A 23,330-nucleotide genomic window follows, 5' to 3' on the forward strand; every position below is an offset into this window, starting at 1 on the left:
CGTTCGTCCTGAGCCAGGATCAAACTCTCCATTAAAGACCAACCAAAGTTGGTTTATAGAAAGAGCGATAAGCTCATGTTGAAACTGACGAGATAAAAATATCTCTTGTTTGATTTTGCAAGCAAAATCATTTTACTCACTCGTTGTTCAGTTTTCAAAGATCAAACATTTCTCTTTCGCCGCGTTTTTCAGCAGCTATAAGATCATACCATGTTCGTTTCAAAAATGCAAGGGTTATTTTTTTCTTTTTTTGAAGATCATTTCACCCAAGCTTTTCGCTTTTGAAACTGCTGTTTTGTTGTCAGCTCAAATAATATATCATAAACCTCAGCAACTTAGCAAGCACTTTTTTTCATTTTTTTATTTTAGAATAAATCCACTCATCTTTCAGCTCATTTAAAATCAGTCGAGGGGCTAGTTGCCCCTTCATTAGCTGATGACTTCCTCTGGCTCAAATACCTCTGCAGGCCAGTGCAATTCGACACCTTGGCGAAGAAGAACATTTTGAAAACATCCAAGATGCTCTGCTGATCGGCTCACTTCAATGGGATATACTTCGTTGGAGACACAGTAAGCCGCTAGGCTTCCCGCTGATTCTCCTATATTCCATTCTGTAGGATGCAATCGATAGCAGCCATTGGCTATTTGGGTCATCCCTATATTTTTGCAGGCAGGAAGTAAATTGCGTACCCTCACCGGAATAAGTGAGCCCAATGGAATTTCATAGGGATAGTTAGGGATGTAGAATGTTCGCTGAGATACCGTAGTTGGATGAAGATCCAAATGATAGCTACCTACACCTACACTGTCTGTATATCGCTTAGGACCCTCTTCTCCCCGAAGCTCACGACTTACATCAAACTCAGATATCATATAATTGGCCTGAATTCGGCGTGACTCGCGAATATAAGCCGTTTTAGCCAGACCGTCAGAAGTGCCGAGAATATCACCCCGTGGTCGAATTCCCGGATAGCCGAACCCTCCATCTAATCGGGGCGCTTCGGTTTGAAGCCAATATATTAATGAACGAGTCAACTCACGCGCTCCTTCTCGATGTTTTGCCTGCTCCTGAGCGGTGACACCGATCAATGGCCCTAGGTAATAATCATTTTGCGCCCAGTTTAAAAGAGTTACCTCACCATCATTTAGCGGTTTGCTCCATATCGAGGGATCTACAATACGACGATAATCCCATAAGGATACAATGCCCTGATCGTTAGGAAACAATGTGAACTGTTTTAGTTTACTGGTATCATCCGCGTCAGTAGCAAACCAGCTCAAAATCGGAAAACGGGAAAAGGACGGAATATAATTTCTCCAGAAATCATATTGTTGCGGCCGCTCTATAATGAAGCTTTCCTGGGGAATATAGTCTACGGCAGCCACATGTGTGATAGATTGCATATCAAAAGGGTTAGCACACTCCAGTGCATGAGGTTCACCCGTAGCAGCCCGCGACTCCGCTCCACTCGTATGCTCCACGCCCGCCATCGGAAGGAGATCACCACACTCTGTCGCATCCAGATAAAACGTTCCGTGCAGCACTCTAAATCCACACTTATGATCAGCGCTATTCGAGGTACGGACAGTTACAGAAGTAATACAGTCCCCATCCGTCTGAACGGCAATAGGCACGGTGTGATAATATACATGAACGCGCCCCGTATTCAAATAAGGAGCGAGCATATCTTCAAGCACCCGCAGAGCTACCCGTGGTTCATGGGCCAGACGGCTTACCCAACCGTTCCCAGGATTGAGAATGGGATTATTTCGAGCTTCTTCGGTTAACGGATAGTTCTGACGGTAATAGTCACGTACACGATTACGGAACTCACGGTATGTTGCTGTGCAACCAAATTGTTCGATCCATCGATGCTCATCTGGAGGAACCGCCTGTGAAGTTAACTGCCCCCCTAACCAGTCCGTCTCCTCTGTCACGATGACTCTCATGCCAGCCTTCGCCGCCGCAAGAGCTGCCGATATCCCCCCCAGACCTCCGCCAATCACAACAATGTCGGTATCAAGCCGTTTTTGCGTCATGGTTCGTTCCCCTTTCATTCTTGTACTAGGACTCGGTCATTTCGAAGGCAAGCCGTGCAGCGCCGATGATTCCAGCGCGATTGCCCAACAATGCCCGACTTACTTCCGTTTGAACTCCAAATTGGTGCAGATGCTTTTCCAGCATAGGCCACCAGACCTCTCCCGTGTCCGCTACTCCTCCGCCTACAATGATCCCCTCAGGATCAAGAGTCACCGAGATGTTAGCTAGAAGTACAGCTAAATCTGCGGTGTAATCATCCAGCACCTGGATTGCCTCCTGGTTACCGTGAACGGCCTCTTTCACAATCTCGTTTCCCGAGCGGTACAATTTACCGACGTGTTCCCTACCTCGACGTAACAGGGCGCTCCCCGATACATATTGCTCGGCGCACCCTTTTTTTCCGCAATTACAGGGGTGTCCTCCGGGGTATAGAATACTGTGCCCCCAATCACCGCCGCTCCAATAAGCCCCTCTGCACAAGAGGCCATTTTCCATATATGCACCTCCGACACCTGTTCCCAACGTGAGCATCACCAAACGTCGCTTGCCCTTCCCCGCTCCCTGCCACGCTTCTCCAAGTAAAGCGGCGTTCGCATCATTATCAGCAACCGCTCGTAAAGCCAGTTTTTCTTTAGCCCACGTTACTAAGGATGTACCTTGCCAGCCAGGTAGGTTATCTGTGGCATACACAACTACGCCGCTCTCCACATTTACTCTGCCAGCAGTAGCAATGCCTAGAGCGCCTATATCTATATAGGCACCGATGCTGGTATCCCCAAAAGAACGCAACAGTCCGAGCACAGATTCTGACACCTGCGACAACACCCATTCACGTCCACGGGAAGCGTCCGTATCCAGCCGGATTTCATCAAGCACCGATCCGTCCCGTGCCACTATGGCGGCCTTCACCGATGTGCCCCCAATGTCGATTCCAATGACTCTGTTCACAGCAGCTACCACCACACCAACCTCCTTGTTGCCCTACATAAAAGCTTACTAGCTCTTTGTACAAACCTTCTATTAATAGCAATACTTGAAATAGCCATTCATAAGCACCACAAACACAAGTCATTGAACTGTCGGAGCACAAGTTTCAATTCACAACTGAAAAATCTCAATAGCTTCGTTCAATAACGGCCCTCGCTGTTTTTTCCTTCATCTGTTTGGTGTGATTCGTATGCTTGCGAGCAAGCCCTTCGCAGATGAGGTCAATCACGAATAGTTGTGAGATTTTAGCGCCGATTGAACCACCTTCTATTGGAGCTTCCTTGCCTGCGGTCAGCAACACGATATCCGCAATGGAGGTAATGGGTGATTTCGCATAATTTGTAATCGCGATAACCGTTGCACCGTTTTGCTTGGCTTTATGCAGCATATCGTTCGTATCCAGCGTACTTCCTGATACACTGATGCCGATAGCCACATCACCCGGGTTCATGGACACCGCCATCATCGACTGAATATGTCCGTCTGCCACAGCCTCGGCGCGACGCCCGATCCGTAAGAAACGGTTTTTAGCATCCTGCGCAGAAATTCCCGAAGCGCCCACACCGAAAAATTGAACATAGCCCGCTTGATCGAGACACGCAATCGCACGACCAAGCTCTGAATGGTCCAGCAGCCCCATACTGGAGTGCAAAATATCGAGCATGTTGTGATACACCGTACGCGTAATATCTTGCTCGTCATCTGGGTCGATGTTCTCCTCGCCCATATCACTTTTACGATAAGTCTGGTTTTGCGCCAGGGACAGTCGGAAATCCTGATAGCCTTTGAAACCAATCTTCCGGCAAAAGCGCATGACGGTCGTTTCACCTGTACCTGCAAAATCCGCCAGCTCTGTCACGGAGAAATATATGATGTCTGCGGGATGCTCCAGTACGCACAAGGCGACTTTCTGCTCCGATTTCGTTAATGAAGGATAATATGTGTTAATTCGGTCGTTCATCTCCATAGATGCATTTCACTGCCTTCCTTGCGGCATCGGCAAACCGCTGCGTAATCAATTGGGGTCTGGTAATCGCCGAGCCTACAACTACTGCATGTGCTCCCATTCGGAATGCTTCCTCAACCTGCGCCGGATCATAGATTTTGCCCTCTGCAATTAAAGGAACAGGAACCAGTTCTGACGCTCTCCGAACCAGCTCCAGATCAGGACCCTCAATCCGAGTAGAGTACGGTGTATACCCGGATAACGTGGTGGATACGCAGTCTGCGCCAAGAGAGGCCGCATGAAGCGCCTCCTCCAGTGTCGAAATGTCTGCCATGGAAGTAACTCCCTGCTCATGGGCATAATCTATGAGCCTCTTCAGCTTGCATCCCGCTGGGCGCGGTCGTAATGTGGCATCCAGCGCAATGATATCCGCGCCTGCCTCCACCAGTTCCTCCATTTCACGAAGGGTAGGCGTAATGTAAATATCAGAATCATCATAATCCCGCTTAATCAAGCCAATGACTGGTAGAGAAATCGCCTGTTTAATCGCACGTACATCCGATGCACCATTGGCGCGAATCGCTACAGCTCCACCTTGCTGTGCGGCACGCGCCATTTTGACCATAGAATCTGCTCCATGTAACGGTTCGCCTGGTAGCGCCTGACAGGATACGATCAGTCCGTGCTGAACTTTGGATAACACACCTTCCATTCCCATAGGAATCACCCTCTCTTCTCGGCATGATGCCGTACGGTTAATCCGACTTCAAAGGTGCGGTTCCACGGCATGTAGCAATCTGTAATTTCCACGCGGCCTTCCGGCCCGTTCACATATTCATTGAGCGCCTGCTCCAGCCGTCCGCGAATAACCGCAGCTACCGAGCCTCTCGGTCCATCGAGCATAAACTTGGTAAAACCCATCTGCTCCACAATCCCGTTATTCATAGCCGTACGTACCACAGCGCAATAACAGGCATCCTCGGCGTAGCGCAGCGACAGAAAATCCAAATGTTCCTCCGTAGAGCCATAGTGGGTATACAGCATAGACTGGGCAATGACGGTGCCCAGCGTGTTAGAACTGGTATTCCAGCCTGCATAACCCGCCAGCTTAAAAAGCAGTCCTTTTTGCTTCAATAGTCTAATTAGCTTGAGATCTGCGCCGTTGGCGTAGCCCACATCAGCAACTGCAACATTTTGACCCGCATATTGCAGCATATAAGAACCGTACTCAACCAGCTCTACTACATTCCGATGTACATCATATCCGGTCATTGCACGCTGCTGGGATGAAGCTTCTGCCATCGTGTCACCGGGTGTGTTAGCCAACAAAATCAAATCAGCCTCCATTGCTGAGGAAGCTATTAGCCCACCTGCCGCCATAATCTGATATTTTAAGGTTTCGTAAAAATAGCGATCTTCAAAAAGCGGAACTACGAATGCCCCCTGCAAAGCAGACAATCGAGGATACACCAGTGGGATTACATTATTCATCTTGTTAACCCAACGAGCCAGCAACGTACAACCCACTTCATCTGCCCCCGGGTACATGTATACATTCAAATCCAGCTCAAGCTCAGAAATACGACTTCTTAGCCGCTGCTGATCCTTGGCGGTATAGCCGTAGGGAGCCGAATCATCCTGTGGGATGATCATAAAATCAATGATACCTTCTGCTACGAGATCCAGTGCAACTTCATTGGCCTCCAAATTCACATGGCGACGCCCCAAGTAATCATCCAGTATTTCCATTGGCAAACGCTCGTTAATATCAACTAATTCAAGCAACTCTTCTGCGGTAGCGATCCCCAGTTCCTGACGATGCTCAATGAAGCCCTTTCTGAATATCTCACGACCCCAATCGGCATAGTAATCCGGTTCTTCATCAGCCAAAGAGTATTGCGGACAACGCATAATCAGTTGAAATGCATACAGAGTCAGTTGCGGATATAATTGCTTTAGCCTGCGAAGCCGATTCACTCTATCTCTGACCTGCTCGCTCGACATACCGTGTAGTCGAGAAGGTACGATTCCTCCGTACAGCAACGTATCCATCGCAACAATGGCTCCATCAGCAGTCGCTGCGCGTTCTTCGAGCCATGCCCATAGTCTGGTCGTATCGCCAGGGGTTTTCTTTTGCCCCATCCATTCCAATGGGGGCCGCTCCATTTCCAAGTCTGTGCCTTGTGCCAGTAAATAAGGAAATTGATAATTACAGGGCCGCTCATCCAGCGGTATAAAAAGTAATCGGGTGTTTGACTTCATCGTACATTCCACCTCTCCTGAAAATTACCGTTATCCTAACGGCAAATGATTATTTTCAGGGCAGCTATGCTGCCTTGGTTTCTTAATCCATCGCAAACACTCACAAGATCAGCCGATATTTGCCTTGTTCGTCCTGATCGACATAACCCCACTGCGCGGCAGCACGGATTGCTGGATTGCTACCCAGCCGAACCTCCGCTTCTAAGCAAGCAGTGATACCGCGTCGCAGTTCTCCTGCGATTTCGTCCGTCAGAGGCGACGGCTCTGGCCCTTCAACTGCTTCGCTCGACGTGCTGCTCTCCCCCGACTGTGCATCGTCCTGTCGCTCGCTGCTGAGCGCAGCTTGACGCAGCACCTGCCACAGGCCCGCGTCCAGCTCGGCACGTTCCAGCCACGGCGCGGCCTGGGACACGAACCCTGCGGCTAGATCATCGGCAGGCACGTTCCGTAGGACACTCACCGCCTGAAGCAGCCGCTCAAAGTACATATCCAGCGCAGGGATATCGCGCATTTTCAAAGCAAGGTCCACGTCCTCATACGTGTTGCCGCCTAGTCGGCTGTTCCTATTTTGACGACAGAAAAACATCAGTTCATCCGCACGCTCTCCCGCTAACTCCCGCGCAGCCCATTCCCAAGATAGCTCAGGCATATACCGTTCACTGTTCCACATGTAGTGGGACATCGTGATGAGCGTCACTTTGGAGCATTCCCACTGATTCATCGGGTTGGCCACCATACCGGTATGTCCGCAGTCCGGTAGCCCGGAATACCGTCCGCGCAGCGGATCAAGGAATAACCGATCATGGTCACAATCATTCACCGGGATGTTATCCCACAGCCACAGCTCATGCCCAAAGTATGCATGATTATCAACGGCGTGCTCGCGACTAATCTGTGGGGCAAAAACAAAGTACCCCGTCCAGAACACCTTAATCTCCGGATGCAGCCGCTCACGGAAATCCTTTTTGTATTCGGTATCCCAATATGACCAATATTCCGAAGGACAGACCGTCAGCGTAAATTCAGGCAGTCGTTCAGCCAGCCATGCATGCACCTTGTTCGTCAAAAAGACATGAGCGTGACCCGAGCGGCCCAGCAAATGTCGATTTTCCCCTTTGAGTACATAGTCAATGTCATCCATTAATACAGAAAAATGACGTACGCCAATCGCAATCACGGCCGCCAGCTTTTCCGTCAATTTGAGGAAATCTTCATCGCTGCCAAAGCTCAGGTCGTTCCCTGGGCTGATACAATAATGAAAATCAATCTCATGCCGTTCGCAGGCTTCCTTCAATTCGCGGATCTGGGCAAACGTATCCTCAGGGTACGGTTCTCTCCATAGCTCACGATGATATGGATCATCCTTGGGGGCATACATGAACGTGTTCATCCGGTGCGTAGCCATAAAACGGACGGCATCCAGCCGATCCGCGAAACTCCACGGTATCCCATAGAAGCCTTCAATAATTCCTCGGACCGGAAATGAAGGCTCATCCCGAATAGACATCACCGGCAGAGTACATCGCTCCTGTTCCACCTGAAGCAGGAGATGCAGGGCATCCATGCCGTATTTGAGCCCTCTTTTATTGGAAGCGTGGATTTCAATCCGCCCGTCCTTCTGAATGTCCAACCGATATCCGTCTGCAGCAAGCGTCCCGTCATATTCGAGCGCCAACTGTACACTTCCCCGTGTTTCAGTCGGTACACCCGGTCCTGGAGGTGCAATGAGCTTGATCGGTCCCTCAGGGTCCAGCACACCTTCATACTCCTGATTCATTGCAAAGCGAGAGGACAGTTCACAGATCAGTCGCGGTTCGGAGATAACCAGCCTTTCCCCGCTGTCAAACACATCACGAAAATAATATTGTATCTCCTGCCGTGATAGCCCTACACCTGAATGAGGCCCCATTCCTTTGGACAATTTCATCGCAATCGTCTCCTTCCCTTCACAGGCTCTTCGTAGCCGTAACTACTGGCTTATCCTTTTACCGCTCCCGCCAGACCTTCCATATAGTAGCGCTGCGTAAACAGGAACAATATAATGATCGGCAGTACCGAAATCATTGTGCCTGCAGCAATCCAGCCGAAGTTATAGGCAAATTGACCGTTGAGATACGTGAGCGCAGCTGCCAGCGGATATAGCTCCGTATCGTTCAAAATAACGATAGGCCACAGAAAGCTGTTCCAGAACGACATCGCCTCCAATAGAGAGATTACAGCCAGCGCTGGCTTGACCAGCGGAAGCACCAGCTGCCACCAAATTCGGAACTCCGAAGCGCCGTCCATTTTACCGGAATCACGCACATCGGTAGGAATATGGATAAACGTCTGTCGCATTAGAAAAATGTTGAAAACGGAGACTGCCCCAGGCAACACCACACCTAAATAGGTATTGCCTAGATGAAGCCCTTGAATGGTCAGATAATGCACAATAAATGCGGTGTAGGAAGGAATAATCATCGTGGCAATCAGCAACGTAAACACCAGATTTTTACCCTTAAAACGAAACACAGCCAAGGGATATCCTGTCAGACTGGCGAGCACCACATTGAGCACAACGCCCAACACCGTAATGATGACCGTATTCAGCATATACTTTGGAAAATTCATGAACTGCCACACCTGAACGTAGTTGTCGAAATCAATAAAGGTCGGAAAAATAGCGGGTGGCGTTGTAAAAATGTTGCGGCCTGGCATGAGGGATACGCTGAGCAGCCATAGGAACGGTCCCATTAAAAAGAGGGCGAGTAGCACTAGAAGCACGTAGATGACCGTCATTCTCAGCATTCGAGCAAGACTGCGCATGATGCGGCTGCTTTCCTTTTTAGGTAGAGATGAGCGTAGCATTTTGTCATCCTTTAGATTCATCAATAGGGATTGACACCGCCTTTCCTATTGAATCGGAATACGATAATACTAAGTACGGCAATCATTGCACCGACAATTAAGCCAAGCGCCGAAGCATATCCAAAATTAAACTGCTCCATGCCCTTTTGAAAAATATACAAGCTGGATGTCAACGTGGCCGTTCCCGGTCCACCCTTGGTTAGTACATATACTTCATCAAATACGCGAATAGCTGACATGAGCGATATAAGGGTACAGAACAGAACGTAGGGTCTCAGTAGCGGAAGAGTAATATGGACAATCAGACGCCATCGGCTTGCTCCGTCGACTCTAGCGGCTTCGTACAGATCTTGGGGAATATTTTGTAATCCAGCCAGATAGAGCATCATATAATACCCGAGTCCCTTCCACATTGTGATGAACATTAGTACATACAAGGCCAAGTTGCTGTCCGATAACCAGTGTATGTCTTTGCTAATCAAGCCGACCTGCATGAGCAAGTAGTTCACTATGCTGTTTTTGCCCAACAGCCAGCTCCAAATTAAGGCTACCGCTACCATCGAAGTCACAACAGGGATGTAGTAGGTCGTACGAAATATTTTAATTCCCGGGATACGGCTATTCACAAGCACAGCCATCAGGATGGAGAAAATTTGAAGAAAGGGGACAATGAGCACGTACAACAATGAGTTCCAAATCGAAATTAGAAAGTTACGGTCCTTAAACGCCGCTTCAAAATTATCCAAGCCGACAAAATGGGTATCTGATATGACAGAGTAGTCCGTCAATGCCAGCGGAATGCTGTAAATAATAGGCCAAAATACAAAGACGGCAAGCAATAACAGTCCCGGCGTCATAAAGGCCCAGGCCGTAAAGGACTCCGACCTCAACCATTTGATCATGCTGCATCACCACCTGATTTTGATAAATGAACAGGGGAGTATTCACTTACTCCCCTGTCAAACCTATTGCTTTAAAATATCGTTCACTTCCTGCTCCAAAGCAGTAAGCGTCTGCTTCGTATCCGTGCCATTCAATACCATATTTTGTAAAGCTCGCGCGATGGCACTATTCACATCTTTGGCATTAGGCACACCGACCATATAATCTGTCGCCTTATCCAAGCTTTGTGCGGATACTACCTTGGCTTGTGCTTCTAATGATTTGTCAGACTGAGTAAAATATGGATCTTTAATGGAGTCTTTCGTGGAAGGTAGTGTATTCGCCGCTTTAGAAAAAGCTGTTTGACTCTCTGCGTTTGTCAAGAAAACAGCAAATTTCACTGCTTCGTCCACATGTGCAGACATAGCAGGTACGACCAGGTCCATGGAGTTGGAGAGTCGCACATCGGCTTTGCCGGTTGGGACAGGGACAGCAATTGTGTTTTTATAAACGTCCGGCGCTGCCGTTTTGATAAAATTGATGAACGTCGGGCCTGCCAGCTCGAAAGCAACCTGCTCGCCGGCATAATATTTCACTTGTTGTGAGAATTCAGCGTCTTCCTTGAGTACAATGCCATCTTCCATCTGTTTCTTTAGATTATCAATCATAGTGACTGCTTCTGGTGTGTTGAACGCCGCTGCTGTCTTTTCTTTATTTAGGATAGGAATGCCGTCCACAGCGAAAAGCTTGGATACAAGCTGCTGAGCATAGCCTGCCTTGCCAATTTTTCTATTAATCTGACGGCCCCATTCAGACAATTCCTCCCGGGTTTTGGGCGGATGAGCAGGGTCCAATCCGGCAGCTTTGACCAGCTTTGTATTCATGTAAAGCACTTCTGTACCGGTATACCAGGGTAGCGCATAAGCTTTACCGTTAATAACTGTAGAATTATAAATACCCTCGAAATAAGCAGCCTTTTCCTCGGGCGACAAATGCTCATTCATATCAACAACAGCACCCTTGGAGCCCATTTGGCTAGCAAATTCTGTATTGAGATTGACTACATCTGGACTGCTGTTGCTAGCGATACTTGTCAACAGCTTGTTGGTTACTGCGTCATAAGGGTAATCCTTCCAGTCAATTTTGACATTGGGGTTCTTCTGCTCATAATCGGCAATCACCCGATTGAAATACGGGGTAAATGTAGGTTGTAGTGCAATGGTCCAAAATTGCAGTGTTACTTTCCCTCCGTCAACCTTTTCCGACTTTGATCCTCCACCACCGCAGCTGCTCAGCAGTACAACCAGCGCTAGCATAGATACAAGCAACCGTAACCTGCCTTTCGCTTTCTTTGTCACATGGTGACCCCCTTGTTCTTAGTTGATTAAGGCAAATTATAGCAGAAATGCCGCTAAAGAAGGAACGTTTTTTCAATAAAATAAATTTAGAAGGAATAATTTTTCTTTTATTGGATACAAAAAAGGCGTCTCTTCAGCAGAGACGCCATTTCCCTAAATCAACCCGCAAAGGGTTTAATCTATTAATAGTATGGGGCCATGAAAACGTACACCAGTACCCCGGTCAAGCTCACATATAGCCAAATCGGCATCGTCCAGCGTGCAATCTTACGATGTTTTGCTACCTGCATCGTCCATCCCCATACAACCGTGAACAGGGCCAGCGGTACAATAATCGCAGCCAGTATACTATGCGAAATCAACAGCGTAAAGTAAATCGGCCGAAGGATACCCACCCCACCATATTTTGCAGTTTCCGGCGAAATGTAATGAAAGGTCAGATAGGAAAATAAAAATAAAACGGTACTGGCGAAGGCCAGCAAAACAAAGGTTTTATGAAGCTTAATGTTCTTTTTGAAAATAGCAACCAGTGCAGCCACCAGAAAAATAAATGTGAAGCTGTTAAAAATCGCATTCAGCCTTGGGAAAATAGTGAGATCAAAACTCACACTACCCTGGTATCCGATCGGCGAAAAGAACAGCAGCAAAATAATCACGTTGGCTATAATGGAAACGGTGATAATCAAGGCTGTAAAATTACGATTGCTCGTTGGAACGTACTGCTTGTCCTCACTCGCTTTATTCATCATGAGCGTCTCCTTCGTTAAATTCAGGTTTTCGTTACTGTTGTAGTCATAACCATAATATATTATATAGAACTGATGGACAGCCTGTGAAGTGACAACAGTATGAACAATTTCATAGCCATCTGTCAGAAAATATGCTTCAACATTTGAGAATAGCCCTTTACTTCCCTATATCAACGGTAGAATGCATTGATTTTACAAGCTTTATGCACACAAAAAACACCGGGAAGGTCTGATTACCCGCTCCGGTGTTGTATCGGTTATGCAATTAAGCAGCCTTGATGGTCCATATTCATTGCTGCCATACGTCACTGTATTCCTGATGGCGCTTGAACAGAGCAAGCGCGTACGAGCAAGCAGGAATAACCTTTTTATGCTCATTCCTTGCCATATCAACCACTCGGTCGATAAGTTCCTTGCCGATTTTTTGACCCCGTAACTGCTCGGATACAAATGTATGGTCAATGACCAATGAGTGGTCATCTATGGATTTATAGCCTACTTCTGCAACTACCTGCCCATTATCCACCATGACTACTGCATGGTCCTCCTCGCGAATTTGTCTCATGAAACCAATCTCCTTTCTGACTGAAGAACATCCCGTTACAACTCCATGCTAACGAATTACTGCAATCACTTCATGCCGGCCCAAGATATCCTTATCATTCCCCTATTTAGGAATCAGCGAAACATCACATACATAAAATAAGATCTATCGTCGACACTATATTTATTCCAATGAAGGCAAGGGAGGTGCTGCGTTGCGTACGGAATTAAAACCTGTCATCCCGTTTGAACCTGAACTGAGCGAAAAAGTACCTGTAGATGCAACAGGCCTTTGGCGTTACGAAATAAAATGGGACGGTACGAGAATTTTGACGTATCACGACCAGGGCGGTACGCGTCTGTTCAACCGCAAGCAGCATGAACGCACGCTTTTATACCCGGAGCTTGCTCTCTTCCCCTCCTACTGTAAGGCTGATTCGGTCATATTGGACGGGGAAATGATCGCACTCGGTGCCGACGGTAAGCCATCGTTCCATGAAATTATGCGAAGGGATCTGATTCGTCGGACGGATCGAATTCAGTCAGCCTATGAAGCTGTACCCGCTACTTACATGTTGTTTGATATTGTTTATCTGAACGGGGAGTGGGTTCATCTTAAACCGTTACAGGAAAGGCTTGAACTGCTGCATCAGATCATCATACCGAATGAACGGATTCAACTGGCTCCCGCTCATCCTGATGGACAAGCTCTATTTCAGGTCATGTGCAGCCAAGGAATGGAAGGCATTGTGTGTAAAAAGCTGGATAGTCCGTACACATTGGGCGGAAAAGACAGACGATGGGTCAAAGTCAAAAATTATGGCGATATCATTGCCGTTATCGGTGGCTATACCCTAAATGGAGGCCTTATCAACGCTCTGTTGCTGGGCCAATATGATAAACAAGGAATGCTGCGCTATATCGGGCATGTGGGTACGGGTAAGCTGACTCGGGAAGATTGGCGTCAGCTTACCGAGCGCCTGCTGCCACATACCATATCGGAGCGACCTTTTAGCAATAAACCGGATCGGCATCAAGACGCATTTTGGGTGCAACCCATGTATACCGCCAAGGTTCAATATAGTGAGTGGCGATGGCAAGAAGGACGTACCCTGCGCCAGCCCTCCATACAAGCCTTTGTGAATCAGGGCCTCGATCAGTGTATCGGCCCCTGGATATGACGTTTTACAGATATATTTTTTAAAAAATGCAGAACAAAGTTTGTATAAATCATTGCAACCAGTGGTTAATTAAATTACAGTTAACTAATTAACTACATCGAGGTGGATCGCATGTTCTTTTTTTTGGACTCCGAAATTCGTCAACTGGCCTATAATCTCTTTCCAGGTGGCAATAAACCGATTGGTGTTTTGGTAGATTTATTTTCCATAACGTATGAAATACGCAAAAATATGGAAAAACGTTCACGTGAATTTGGTCTCTCCTACGGGCAATATATCGCGCTTTGTGTACTTTCAGCGCAAAGAGATGAAATGTCATCTCCTTCTGCTTTGGCTGATAAGATGGGTGTAAGCCGGGCAGCAATCAGTTCTATGGTTATTTCTCTCGAACAAGAGGGATTCATTAATAAATATGACGATCCCAATGACAAGCGGGGAGTGTTCGTGTCCCTGAACGATAAAGGAAGAAGTAAAATTCAACAGATGGATCCGTTTTTCGTAGGGCTGGCTTCACGTCTGATGTCAGACTTTAGTGAGTCGGAAATCTGTCAGTTCCAAACCTATTTGTCACGCGTACGTTCTGCGTTTGAAGATGTTAAAGGTTCGCGTCTAACCGACTCCAGAGAGGAGAGAGAAAAATGGTGCGAAGACTGAGACAAAAACTGTTCGTCAAACTTGCTCGCATATCGGCTGGCAGAATGGTAGCTGCGTCCGATTTCAAACCTTCGCATTCTCCCAAAGTACATCGGAAGGAAAGGATCATCCCCACCTCTATTGGTGACTCCAGGGTGATTGTATATGAACCTTCTCACCGGTCTGCTGATCCACTCCCTGTATTCGTTAATTTCCATGGCAGCGGTTTTGTAATGGGTAGCGCCGAAATGGATGATCCCTGGTGCCCGGTCATTGCTGAACGTGCGAATTGCGTCGTCGTTAATGTCGATTATCGCTTGGCCCCAGAACATAAATTCCCTATCCCGCTACAGGAAAGCTATGAGGTGACCCAATGGTTGTACAAGCATCCTGATGTGCTTAACGTAGATCCTCAACGCATTGCGGTCGGGGGACACAGTGCGGGTGGCAATTTAGCGGCAGCGCTGTGTCTTATGGCCCGGGATCGCAAGGAATTTCCGATTGTATATCAGGTACTGGATTACCCACCACTGGATATTGCTACAGATCCCAAATTGAAGCCCCAATTCGAGAAGGGGATTCCGCCACGAGTAGCAAAAATCTTTAATGAAAGTTATATGAACTCACCAGATGAGGCGCGAAATCCGTTGGTTTCCCCCATTTTTGCAGAATCACTACATAATCTCCCTCCTGCTCTGATCATAACCGCGGAGTTGGACTCCTTGGCTGACGAAGCCGAGTTGTATGCCAAACGGCTGATTGAAGCAGATGTCCCCGTGAAGTATAAAAAATACATGGGTGCCGCACATGCCTTTACTCATAGCGGCGATCTCGCTGTAGCTGAAAACGCCTGGCACCTGATGAGCGATCAGTTGAAATTGGCATTTGAATTCCGCATCGGAGATGTCCTGGCAGAACTGAAGAAATAAAAATAAGCCTCCTGCTTCCACTGCCATTATGCAGTCGGGCTCAGGAGGCTTATTATTTATCATTACAAACTGTTAAAAGCGTCAGTCAATACAGGCACAATTTGCGATTTGCGCGATACAACGCCTTTTAGAACAGCCTTATTGTCGTCCAACTGAACATTATAGGCTTTCTCAACCGCTTGTGCTTGGCTTCCCAGGGCAATACCAATAGAATCACTGTTCACGATGTCTGTTACAACGAACAGGAACAGATCGAGATTTTTGGCCTCAATGGTTTGGGATAATGCAGCTTCTAGGTCAGCTTGACGCGATAGCACATCGTTGACGTCTACTGCGTTCACTTGAGCAATTTCCACTTTGCGACCATTCATCTGAAATTCTTTGGCATCCAGACTTACTAACTGTTCAATGGTATGACCACTCAAATCAGCTCCCGCTTTAAGCAAGTCAAATCCGTAACGATCTGCATCTACACCAGCAATTTCAGCCAGTTCACGAGCAGCAGCTACGTCTTGATCCGTGCAGGTTGGGGATTTAAACAACAGGGAATCGGAAATAATCGCGGACAACATTAGACCTGCGATTTCTTTCGGAATCGCTATACCATTTTCCTTGTAGAGCTTGTTCAAAATGGTGGCTGTGCAACCCACCGGCTCAGCTCGGAAGTATAACGGCTGGCTTGTTTCAAAGTTAGCGATCCGGTGATGGTCGATGACTTCAGTTACACGTACCTTGTCAATATCAGCGGCGCTTTGCTGGCGTTCATTATGATCGACCAGAATGACGTTGTCCGTTTCAGCAGCAACCTGCTCAACCAGACGTGGCGCGCTCACTTTGAAATAATCCAGTGCATACTGGGTTTCCCCGTTCACCTCGCCCAGACGAACCGGCTCTACGTCCGCGCCCAGTTTGGTTTTTAAGTCTGCATAAGCAATAGCTGAGCAAATGGTATCCGTATCCGGATTTTTATGCCCGAAAATCAACGTTTTTGCCAACATAATCGACTCCTTTGCCTTAGGCATTTTACATGATTGTGAAACCTCAACAATTCCAATGCAGATTATATCATTAAATCTCGCATTCTCCCATTCCCCTTTGATTGTTTTCAAAAATAATCTAGTAAATTCATAACATTTCCATGGAATCTACATGTAATGTTACCCTTATTTTTTCTAAAAATATAAAAAACATATAGTAATATATCCCACCAATATGGTAAGATATGCCTCAAAACTGGCTAGTTAGTCACCAGTGGTCAATTCTATTATTTTAGATATTAAGGGAGGCGTGAGAACAACGGCAGTGGCTTCAAATCCTAGTATGTAGACATATCATATTTTGATTGAAAAGAGGGAAATCTTTGAAAAAGCCGATCATTTTGAAAAAAATACCTGTCGTATCACTCGCTCTTGCCTTGACGGTAAGCTTGTCTCTGCCGTCTGTCAGTTCTGCTGCTACCGCAGATCTACAACTCAACTCATTTTTGGAAGCTCAGCAAGCATTGACTATTGAGGCGGCTCCGGCCTTCATTTCGCCAGAGCTAAGCACAGACTCTTCCCGCCAGGTCAGAGTCATCGTACAGCTTGATGGTGAGCCCTTAGCCGTGGACAAATATGCGGCACGTTCAGGCGTCCAAGCTTTCACAGCTCAATCTGAGCAAAAAGCGGAATCCGCGATTGCCACCGAGCAAACTACGTTCGTGGACCAAGCCGCTGAGCATGGTATTTCTCTCCAGGTGAATTACCAGTACAACACGGTGCTTAACGGCTTGGAGGTCACATTGCCGGCCAATAAGATTCCAGAACTGGCTAAACTGCCAGGCGTAAAATCCATTCATGAAAACAAAACGTATTATTCCATCCCCGTACAGGACCCGCCAACACTTACAGCCAGTGAAGCCACTTATGATAACGCACCGCTGGACCAGATTGGTATTCCTGAAGCCTGGGCCAAAGGATTGAATGGCGAGGGAATCAAGGTCGGGGTTATTGATACCGGTATCGATTATGAGCATCCGGATTTGAAAGAAGCCTATAAAGGCGGATATGACTCTTTTGAACAGGACAACGACCCTTACGAGGAACCGTTCCTTGAAAAAGAGAATGACCCATACGGCACAGGTTTTAGCGGAACGACACATGGTACTCACGTCTCCGGCACGATTGCCGGTAAAGCCGCAAATAAATCCTCAGATATTGTACAAAAGGGTATTGCCTATAAATCGGACTTATACGTGTATAAAGTGCTTGGACGCAATGCCAAGACGGGTCGTTCCTCCGGTTCCTCCGCACAGGTCATTGATGGCATTGAACGCGCTGTCAAAGATGGTATGAACGTCATTAACCTGTCGCTGGGCTCGGATTCCGAAAAGGACCCGAACTCCCCGGATTCCATTGCTATTAATAATGCTGTACTTTCCGGCGTAGTCGCGGTCATAGCGAATGGTAATGCTGCACAGGAAGGCCCCTATTTTTATTCCATGGGTTCTCCCGCAACATCACAGCTGGCGATTTCCGTCGGTGCAGCTACTTCGCCGAGCAAAAGCTTCTCTGGTACAGCTTCGGTCACCCGTGACACCTATTGGGAGGCTAACGGTGAATTGAAAAAGACCGTAACTAATGATGCTTATGCACATTATGATTTTAATTTGATGGGCTGGGAGACAGGCAGAGAAGACTTTGCCTCCATTTTGGGAACTGCCCCTTATGAGCTGGTATATGCGAATCTGGGACAACCTGATGATTTTGAAAGGAAAGACGTAGCAGGAAAAATCGTCCTCGTTTCACGCGGCAACTTGGCATTCGTGGATAAAATCACAAATGCGAAAAAAAACGGCGCGAAGGCTGTTATCGTTTTTAATGGGAATACGAAAGCGGGCGACATCACCAAAGCTGATTTAGGGGAAAGTATTTCAGGTCGCGATGACTACGTTAATTCCAATTTGGGTGACAGCTTTGACTTTATTCCAACCTTTGACATGAAAGGTAAGGAAGGCCGTGCACTGGCTAAACAAATCGTAGACAACGCTGGAGAAAAGTTCTCCGTTTCCTTTGGAGCAGACTATATTCGCACAGATAATGCAGGTAATACCATGGCCGATTTCAGCTCCCGCGGACCGAACGGAGATGAACTGCTTAGCATCAAACCAGACGTGAGCGCACCGGGGGTTGGCATTTTATCAACCTACCCTGCTTTCGCCAAGTTCTATCCAGATGCATCGTATGAGCAGGCTTACAAACGTAGCAACGGTACAAGTATGGCGTCTCCACATGTGGCTGGACTTGCTGTACTGCTGAAGCAGCAGCATCCGAACTGGACACCGTTTGATATCCGCGCTGCGCTCGCCAACACTTCGATTACACTCTTTGATGAGGATAAAATCCAATATGATGTGTATTCCCAAGGTGCAGGCCTTGTAAACATCGCTAATGCGATTCAGACGCCAGCCCTGCTGGAAACCGTCGAAAAGATTACGATTCTCGACAAAAACTTTAATCGGCAGGAGGTTGTGAATTATAATCCTTCCGCCAGCTTCGGGGTGTTACGACCTGGTAGTGATGCGAAGCAGATTCAGCTTCAACTCAAAAACTTGTCGGCTAACACTGTGCAATATGAAGCCAGCACCGTTTTACATGATAATGTAACTTCTGATCCAACTCAACCGATTGCTACACCTGACGTGAGCAACATTGCCGTTCAGTTGCAAGGTGTCGGCGCGAATGGAGCAATCTCGGCAGAACCGGGTAAATCGCAACCGTTCTTCCTGTCTGTACAACCAAATTCGGGTGCAGCCACAGGTGTATATGAAGGGGAAGTTATTCTGAAAAGCGCCGGACTGCCAACGCTTCATCTGCCGTTCGTCGTTCATGTCGGCAAAGAAAATCCGGCAACAGGGTTTGGCTTGCAGGATCTGAGTGTTACCAACCCGATTATTTATCCGAGTCGTACAGGTGCTCAGCGCTCAACAGATTTGGCATTCCGCCTGACTACGGATAAAACGAACCTGATCGCGCTCTATGTATACGGCGTAGATGACAAGTTAATCGGTCTGATCGATGGAATTACGACCTCCAAGGAACAAGGTGACAATGCACGCCTCAAACAAGGCGTCTACTCCTTTAAGGGCATTGACGGAAGTTACGCCGAATTAGATGACAATGGAAACTCTGTTCTGGATGCTAACGGTCAGCCCGTGATTCAGCATTTGAAGGACGGCGTATACAAGCTGGAAGTCAGCGCTCCGGAGTTGAATGCAAAAGGCGAAGTCGTGAGTACTACTAAAGGTCCTAAACTCTTCACCGCCACTAAAGCTATTCGCGTGGATAATAGCGCCGCATCTAGCGGTAGTGGTGGAGGCGGAGGTGGAGGTGGCGGCAGAAGCAATACTACACCTTCTGCTACAACGAACACATCCACTCCTGTCCCTACATCTGCACCTTCACTTCAAAGCGTTGTGAAACAAGGACAGGCTGTTAAAACTATCACTACAGCCGTTGCATTGAACAATAATGTACAGTCGCTGACAGTAACCGATGCAGATTTGCAGGCTGCCGTGACAGCAGCAGGTTCCAGCCCGACAGCTATTGTACTGTCGGCTACTAGCCAAGCAGGCCAAACGACGAAGGCATCGCTTACTTCCACACAACTGGTAACGCTGGGCAAGGCTTCAGCAGGAAGCAGCTTGATTGTAAGCAATACAGGCTCTTCTATGGCTTTGCCAGTATCCGCTCTGAAAAATGTTCCTGCTGGTGCAGGCATTGAAGTGGTAATCAGCAGCCAGACAGAGGCGAGCAGCACTTTTACAAGTAAGCTGAAAGGCTCCAATGTGATCGGCACCCCGGTAGGGTTTGAAGCTAATCTTGTCACTGGTGGCAAGAGTCAATCGCTCAAAGTTGCGCCAGGACAATTTATTAGCCGATCCTTTACCGTACCTGGTCAAATTGATCCTAATACAGCTGGTGTGCTCTATACGGCGAATGGAAATGTCTATCCAGTTCCATCCGTCTTCACCAAGCAAGCTGATGGATCTACCGTCGTTAAGGTAAGCCGTCCGGGCTTCTCAACATATGCAGCGGCGACACGTCCTGTTAGCTTCGAAGATATTTCATCGTCGTATGCCCAATCCGAAATTCAATCGCTTTCGAATAAGTTGCTCATTAACGGCACAACCGACACGAAATTCTCACCGAAGCAAAACGTGACGCGTGCAGAATTTGCAGCCTTGGTCACCCGGGCACTTGGCCTGACACCAGGTACTACTGCACCATTCAGTGATATTCCGGCAGGTAGCTGGTATGCCGGGGATGTGGCAGCCGCTTATGAGGCCGGATTGATTACAGGTCGCAACAACGACAAGTTTGATCCGCAAGCAAATATCAGTCGTCAAGAAATTGCTGTTGTGCTGGGCAAAGCAGTAGATCTGCTTCAAATCAAAACAGCAGCCGATGGTCCTGCACGCACACCGTACCATGATACTTCATCCTTTGCAGGCTATGCCAAGGATAGTATTGAAAAAGTAAGTGCGGCAGGTATTATTAACGGAGCCACGATTAAAGGCTCTTCCTACTTCCAGCCGAATGCACCTACAACCCGTGAGGCATCTGCCAAGGTGCTGCATGTGCTCTTACAAAAAGCTGCACTCATTAACTAACAATTAAAAAGCCCCCCGAGCCGTTATTTAACCAAAGTCGCGGTTCGGGGGGCTATTTTTATGTTACGCCATAATCTTAAATACTATACTGTTCCCGCTAAAGGTAGCGTTACTTTGAATACACTTCCCGTTCCCGGTGTGCTTTCGGCCGTAATGTTCCCGCCGTGTGCTTCCACGATAGACTGTGTAATGGCCAGACCAAGGCCCGCCCCGCCTGAGCTACGTGTACGCGATTCATCTCCACGATAAAAACGCTCAAATATCCGCTCCAGCTGTTCTTTACTCATGCCTGGTCCGTTATCACGAATTTGGATATCCACCAACTTCTTACCTGCAGACAGGTTTACCTGGATCACACCTCTTTCCATATCAGTATGTTGAACAGCATTGTGAAACAGGTTGAGCACTACCTGCTTGATTTTATCCCCCTCTGCCAACACCCGTATACCTGCCGTCATATCAAAAACTACCTTACGTGTACCTGCCAGCATAAGGAGCTGCGGTTTCATTTCCAACAGCAACGCATCTAGTGACATGTCCTCCAGTTTCAACTCCGGTGTTCGGTCCAGCTTAGCCAACAATAGTAAATCAGAGACAAGCTTATTCATGCGCTTGGATTCACCATACATACTTTCTAGTGCTGATTGGAGCTGCTTCGGATTGGATGCTGCTCCACGAAGCAGCACTTCCAAGAAACCGTGAATAGATGTGAGCGGGGTGCGCAGTTCATGGGAAGCATCCGCAATAAATCGTCTCATCTGCATCTGCAATTCCCGTTCGGCAGCAAACGAATGCTCCAACCGTTCCAGCATCCCGTTAAATGAAACTGCCAAACGATCCACCTCATACTGCCCCTGCTCTGCGTCAAAGCGCTCGGCCAGATTGCCCGCATCAATACGTTTGACTGCCTCGACCATCCTGGAGAGGGGGACCAACGTGCGGCGCAGCACAGGAAGCATAAGCGCCAACCCAATCGCAAGCGCAATCAGTGACAATAAAATAAAGGTGCGGAGCTGGTTAATCAACTGCTCTTGCATAGAATTCGTGGATACGCCCATTTGAAGTAAACCGGACGAACGGTCAGGTGGACCGAGCGGACGGAATACAACCAGTTGCTCTTTCCCCTGAGCATCCGTGATTAATTGATAGCCGTGACGCATACGTTTGCTCTGCTGCATCGCATGATATTGCTCAGTGGCGAGACGTGGCGGCTTAAGCCCGTTTTCGTTGGACAAGCTCTGGAAGGTGCCATCTATATCTATAGAAGCGAGCGACATATCTGGCCAGAACAAAAACGGCCCCGGTCGATTATTCCTCCGATTGGTTTGTTCTCGGGGAGCGGTTACCCCACTCTGCTCCTGTGAATCCTTAATCAATAAATCGGCAGGAATCGAATTCAGCTGCGTATCCATAGCTTCTGCCCGACTACGATACAAAAAATCTTTCATCAGAAAATATTGTAGAAAACCAATTAATACGAGCAGCAAAGCCAAAATGAGTAACGTTCTGGCTAAAAGCTGGGACCGGAGAGAACGGAGCGCATATTTCCTCCGACTTTTCCCTCCCGCCTTCATAGCAGATCCACCCGGTATCCCACACCGCGCAGCGTACGAATGACCCGGTGCTCCTTGTCTTTGAGTTTTTCACGTAAGGAGCGGATGTACACTTCAACAATATTATCCTCGCCCCCAAAATCGTACCCCCATACCCGGTCCAGTATACGACTTTTACTCAGCACAATCCCGTGGTTTAGCACCAGAAACTTCAATAGTTCATATTCGGTAGGCGACAGCTCCAGCACCTGACTCTGATAACGAATTTCCTTCCGTCGATCATCCACTTGAAAGGGTCCGTGAACCACTTCGCCCAGCAGATCGGGAAACTGATTGCGCAAGCGCGCTTCAATGCGAGCCAGCAACTCATTAAAACTGAAGGGCTTCACGACATAATCATCCGCGCCGATTTTCAAACCCTTTACCCGATCGTCTACATCATCCTTGGCGGTCAGCATAATAACCGCGATGTTATCCTCCGTCTCCTTGAGACTTTGGCACACCTCAAAACCGTTCATTTCCGGCATCATCACATCCAGCACCGCTACATGCGGACGAAACTCTCTTGCCAAATCGAGCGCTTCACTCCCGTTCTCGGCGGTTCTGACTTCGTATCCTTCATTAATCAGTCCAAGCTCTAAAAATTGCAAAATATGAGGCTCATCATCTGCCAGCATAATTTTAACTCCGTGTATTGGATTCATTATTTAATCTTCCCTTTCATGTTGCCGCATTTTTCTCATAAAAAAGTCGGTTCATTTTTTACCTG

Annotated in this window: 18 protein-coding genes; 4 read left to right on the forward strand and 14 right to left on the reverse strand. The window is 47.7% G+C overall.

Annotation, left to right across the window (positions count from 1 at the left end):
* Positions 1–429: 429 nt before the first annotated feature.
* The 11 genes from NLX78_RS23625 to NLX78_RS23675 form a co-directional block, all read right to left on the reverse strand.
* On the reverse strand, positions 430–2,040 hold the full coding sequence (locus tag NLX78_RS23625) for an FAD-dependent oxidoreductase (protein ID WP_250267247.1): 1,611 nt from the start codon (positions 2,038–2,040) through the stop codon (positions 430–432).
* A gap of 25 nt (positions 2,041–2,065) precedes the next feature.
* Entirely contained in the window at positions 2,066–3,004 is a 939-nt protein-coding gene (locus tag NLX78_RS23630) for an ROK family protein (RefSeq protein ID WP_446675808.1), read from the reverse strand.
* Between the two features lie 151 nt (positions 3,005–3,155).
* Positions 3,156–3,995 (reverse strand): MurR/RpiR family transcriptional regulator, encoded by an 840-nt coding sequence (locus NLX78_RS23635; RefSeq protein ID WP_165179638.1) that lies wholly within the window; start codon positions 3,993–3,995, stop codon positions 3,156–3,158.
* Positions 3,973–4,692 carry an N-acetylmannosamine-6-phosphate 2-epimerase gene (locus tag NLX78_RS23640; protein WP_254351698.1) on the reverse strand — a complete coding sequence of 240 codons (720 nt, stop codon included), beginning with the start codon at positions 4,690–4,692 and terminating at the stop codon, positions 3,973–3,975. Before NLX78_RS23640 ends, NLX78_RS23635 begins: the two co-directional genes overlap by 23 nt.
* Before the next feature lie 5 nt (positions 4,693–4,697).
* Complete coding sequence (locus NLX78_RS23645) at positions 4,698–6,236, reverse strand: DUF4127 family protein (RefSeq protein WP_254351699.1); 1,539 nt, start codon at positions 6,234–6,236, stop codon at positions 4,698–4,700.
* A 100-nt stretch (positions 6,237–6,336) separates the two neighbouring features.
* Positions 6,337–8,163 (reverse strand): protein O-GlcNAcase, encoded by a 1,827-nt coding sequence (locus tag NLX78_RS23650; RefSeq protein ID WP_254351700.1) that lies wholly within the window; start codon positions 8,161–8,163, stop codon positions 6,337–6,339.
* Between the two features lie 50 nt (positions 8,164–8,213).
* A complete protein-coding gene (locus tag NLX78_RS23655; RefSeq protein WP_254351701.1) occupies positions 8,214–9,104 on the reverse strand; it encodes a carbohydrate ABC transporter permease in 891 nt (296 codons plus the stop codon).
* Positions 9,104–9,985, reverse strand: a complete 882-nt coding sequence (locus tag NLX78_RS23660; RefSeq protein ID WP_061830675.1) for a carbohydrate ABC transporter permease — start codon at positions 9,983–9,985, stop codon at positions 9,104–9,106. The genes NLX78_RS23655 and NLX78_RS23660 overlap by 1 nt, the downstream gene beginning before the upstream one ends.
* A gap of 63 nt (positions 9,986–10,048) precedes the next feature.
* Positions 10,049–11,323, reverse strand: coding sequence for an ABC transporter substrate-binding protein (locus NLX78_RS23665; RefSeq protein ID WP_254351702.1), 1,275 nt, complete (start codon positions 11,321–11,323; stop codon positions 10,049–10,051).
* A gap of 182 nt (positions 11,324–11,505) precedes the next feature.
* Positions 11,506–12,072, reverse strand: a complete 567-nt coding sequence (locus NLX78_RS23670) for a DUF420 domain-containing protein (protein WP_013308403.1) — start codon at positions 12,070–12,072, stop codon at positions 11,506–11,508.
* A gap of 289 nt (positions 12,073–12,361) precedes the next feature.
* Positions 12,362–12,637, reverse strand: a complete 276-nt coding sequence (locus tag NLX78_RS23675) for a GNAT family N-acetyltransferase (RefSeq protein WP_254351703.1) — start codon at positions 12,635–12,637, stop codon at positions 12,362–12,364.
* 193 nt (positions 12,638–12,830) lie between these two features.
* On the opposite strand from NLX78_RS23675, the gene NLX78_RS23680 reads away from it, so the two are divergent.
* The 3 genes from NLX78_RS23680 to NLX78_RS23690 all read left to right on the forward strand — a co-directional run bounded on the left by NLX78_RS23680 (position 12,831) and on the right by NLX78_RS23690 (position 15,358).
* Positions 12,831–13,796, forward strand: a complete 966-nt coding sequence (locus tag NLX78_RS23680; protein WP_254351704.1) for an ATP-dependent DNA ligase — start codon at positions 12,831–12,833, stop codon at positions 13,794–13,796.
* Positions 13,797–13,907: 111 nt separating this feature from the next.
* Positions 13,908–14,450, forward strand: a complete 543-nt coding sequence (locus NLX78_RS23685; protein WP_069290889.1) for a MarR family winged helix-turn-helix transcriptional regulator — start codon at positions 13,908–13,910, stop codon at positions 14,448–14,450.
* Positions 14,435–15,358, forward strand: a complete 924-nt coding sequence (locus NLX78_RS23690; RefSeq protein ID WP_254351705.1) for an alpha/beta hydrolase — start codon at positions 14,435–14,437, stop codon at positions 15,356–15,358. The genes NLX78_RS23685 and NLX78_RS23690 overlap by 16 nt, the downstream gene beginning before the upstream one ends.
* Positions 15,359–15,420: 62 nt before the next feature.
* On the opposite strand, the gene NLX78_RS23695 is transcribed toward NLX78_RS23690, so the two are convergent.
* Entirely contained in the window at positions 15,421–16,353 is a 933-nt protein-coding gene (locus NLX78_RS23695) for a manganese-dependent inorganic pyrophosphatase (RefSeq protein WP_061830773.1), read from the reverse strand.
* A gap of 365 nt (positions 16,354–16,718) precedes the next feature.
* Here NLX78_RS23695 and NLX78_RS23700 point away from each other — a divergent pair, with 365 nt between their 5' ends.
* Complete coding sequence (locus NLX78_RS23700; RefSeq protein WP_254351706.1) at positions 16,719–21,008, forward strand: S8 family serine peptidase; 4,290 nt, start codon at positions 16,719–16,721, stop codon at positions 21,006–21,008.
* An 83-nt stretch (positions 21,009–21,091) separates the two neighbouring features.
* On the opposite strand, the gene NLX78_RS23705 is transcribed toward NLX78_RS23700, so the two are convergent.
* Together NLX78_RS23705 and NLX78_RS23710 are read right to left on the reverse strand one after the other, a co-directional pair.
* Complete coding sequence (locus NLX78_RS23705; RefSeq protein ID WP_254351707.1) at positions 21,092–22,582, reverse strand: sensor histidine kinase; 1,491 nt, start codon at positions 22,580–22,582, stop codon at positions 21,092–21,094.
* Positions 22,579–23,265 (reverse strand): response regulator transcription factor, encoded by a 687-nt coding sequence (locus tag NLX78_RS23710; RefSeq protein WP_061830691.1) that lies wholly within the window; start codon positions 23,263–23,265, stop codon positions 22,579–22,581. The genes NLX78_RS23705 and NLX78_RS23710 overlap by 4 nt, the downstream gene beginning before the upstream one ends.
* Positions 23,266–23,330: the final 65 nt, after the last annotated feature.

Origin of the sequence: Paenibacillus sp. Lou8.1, from assembly GCF_024213565.1 — a bacterium.
GTDB lineage: Bacteria > Bacillota > Bacilli > Paenibacillales > Paenibacillaceae > Paenibacillus > Paenibacillus polymyxa_B.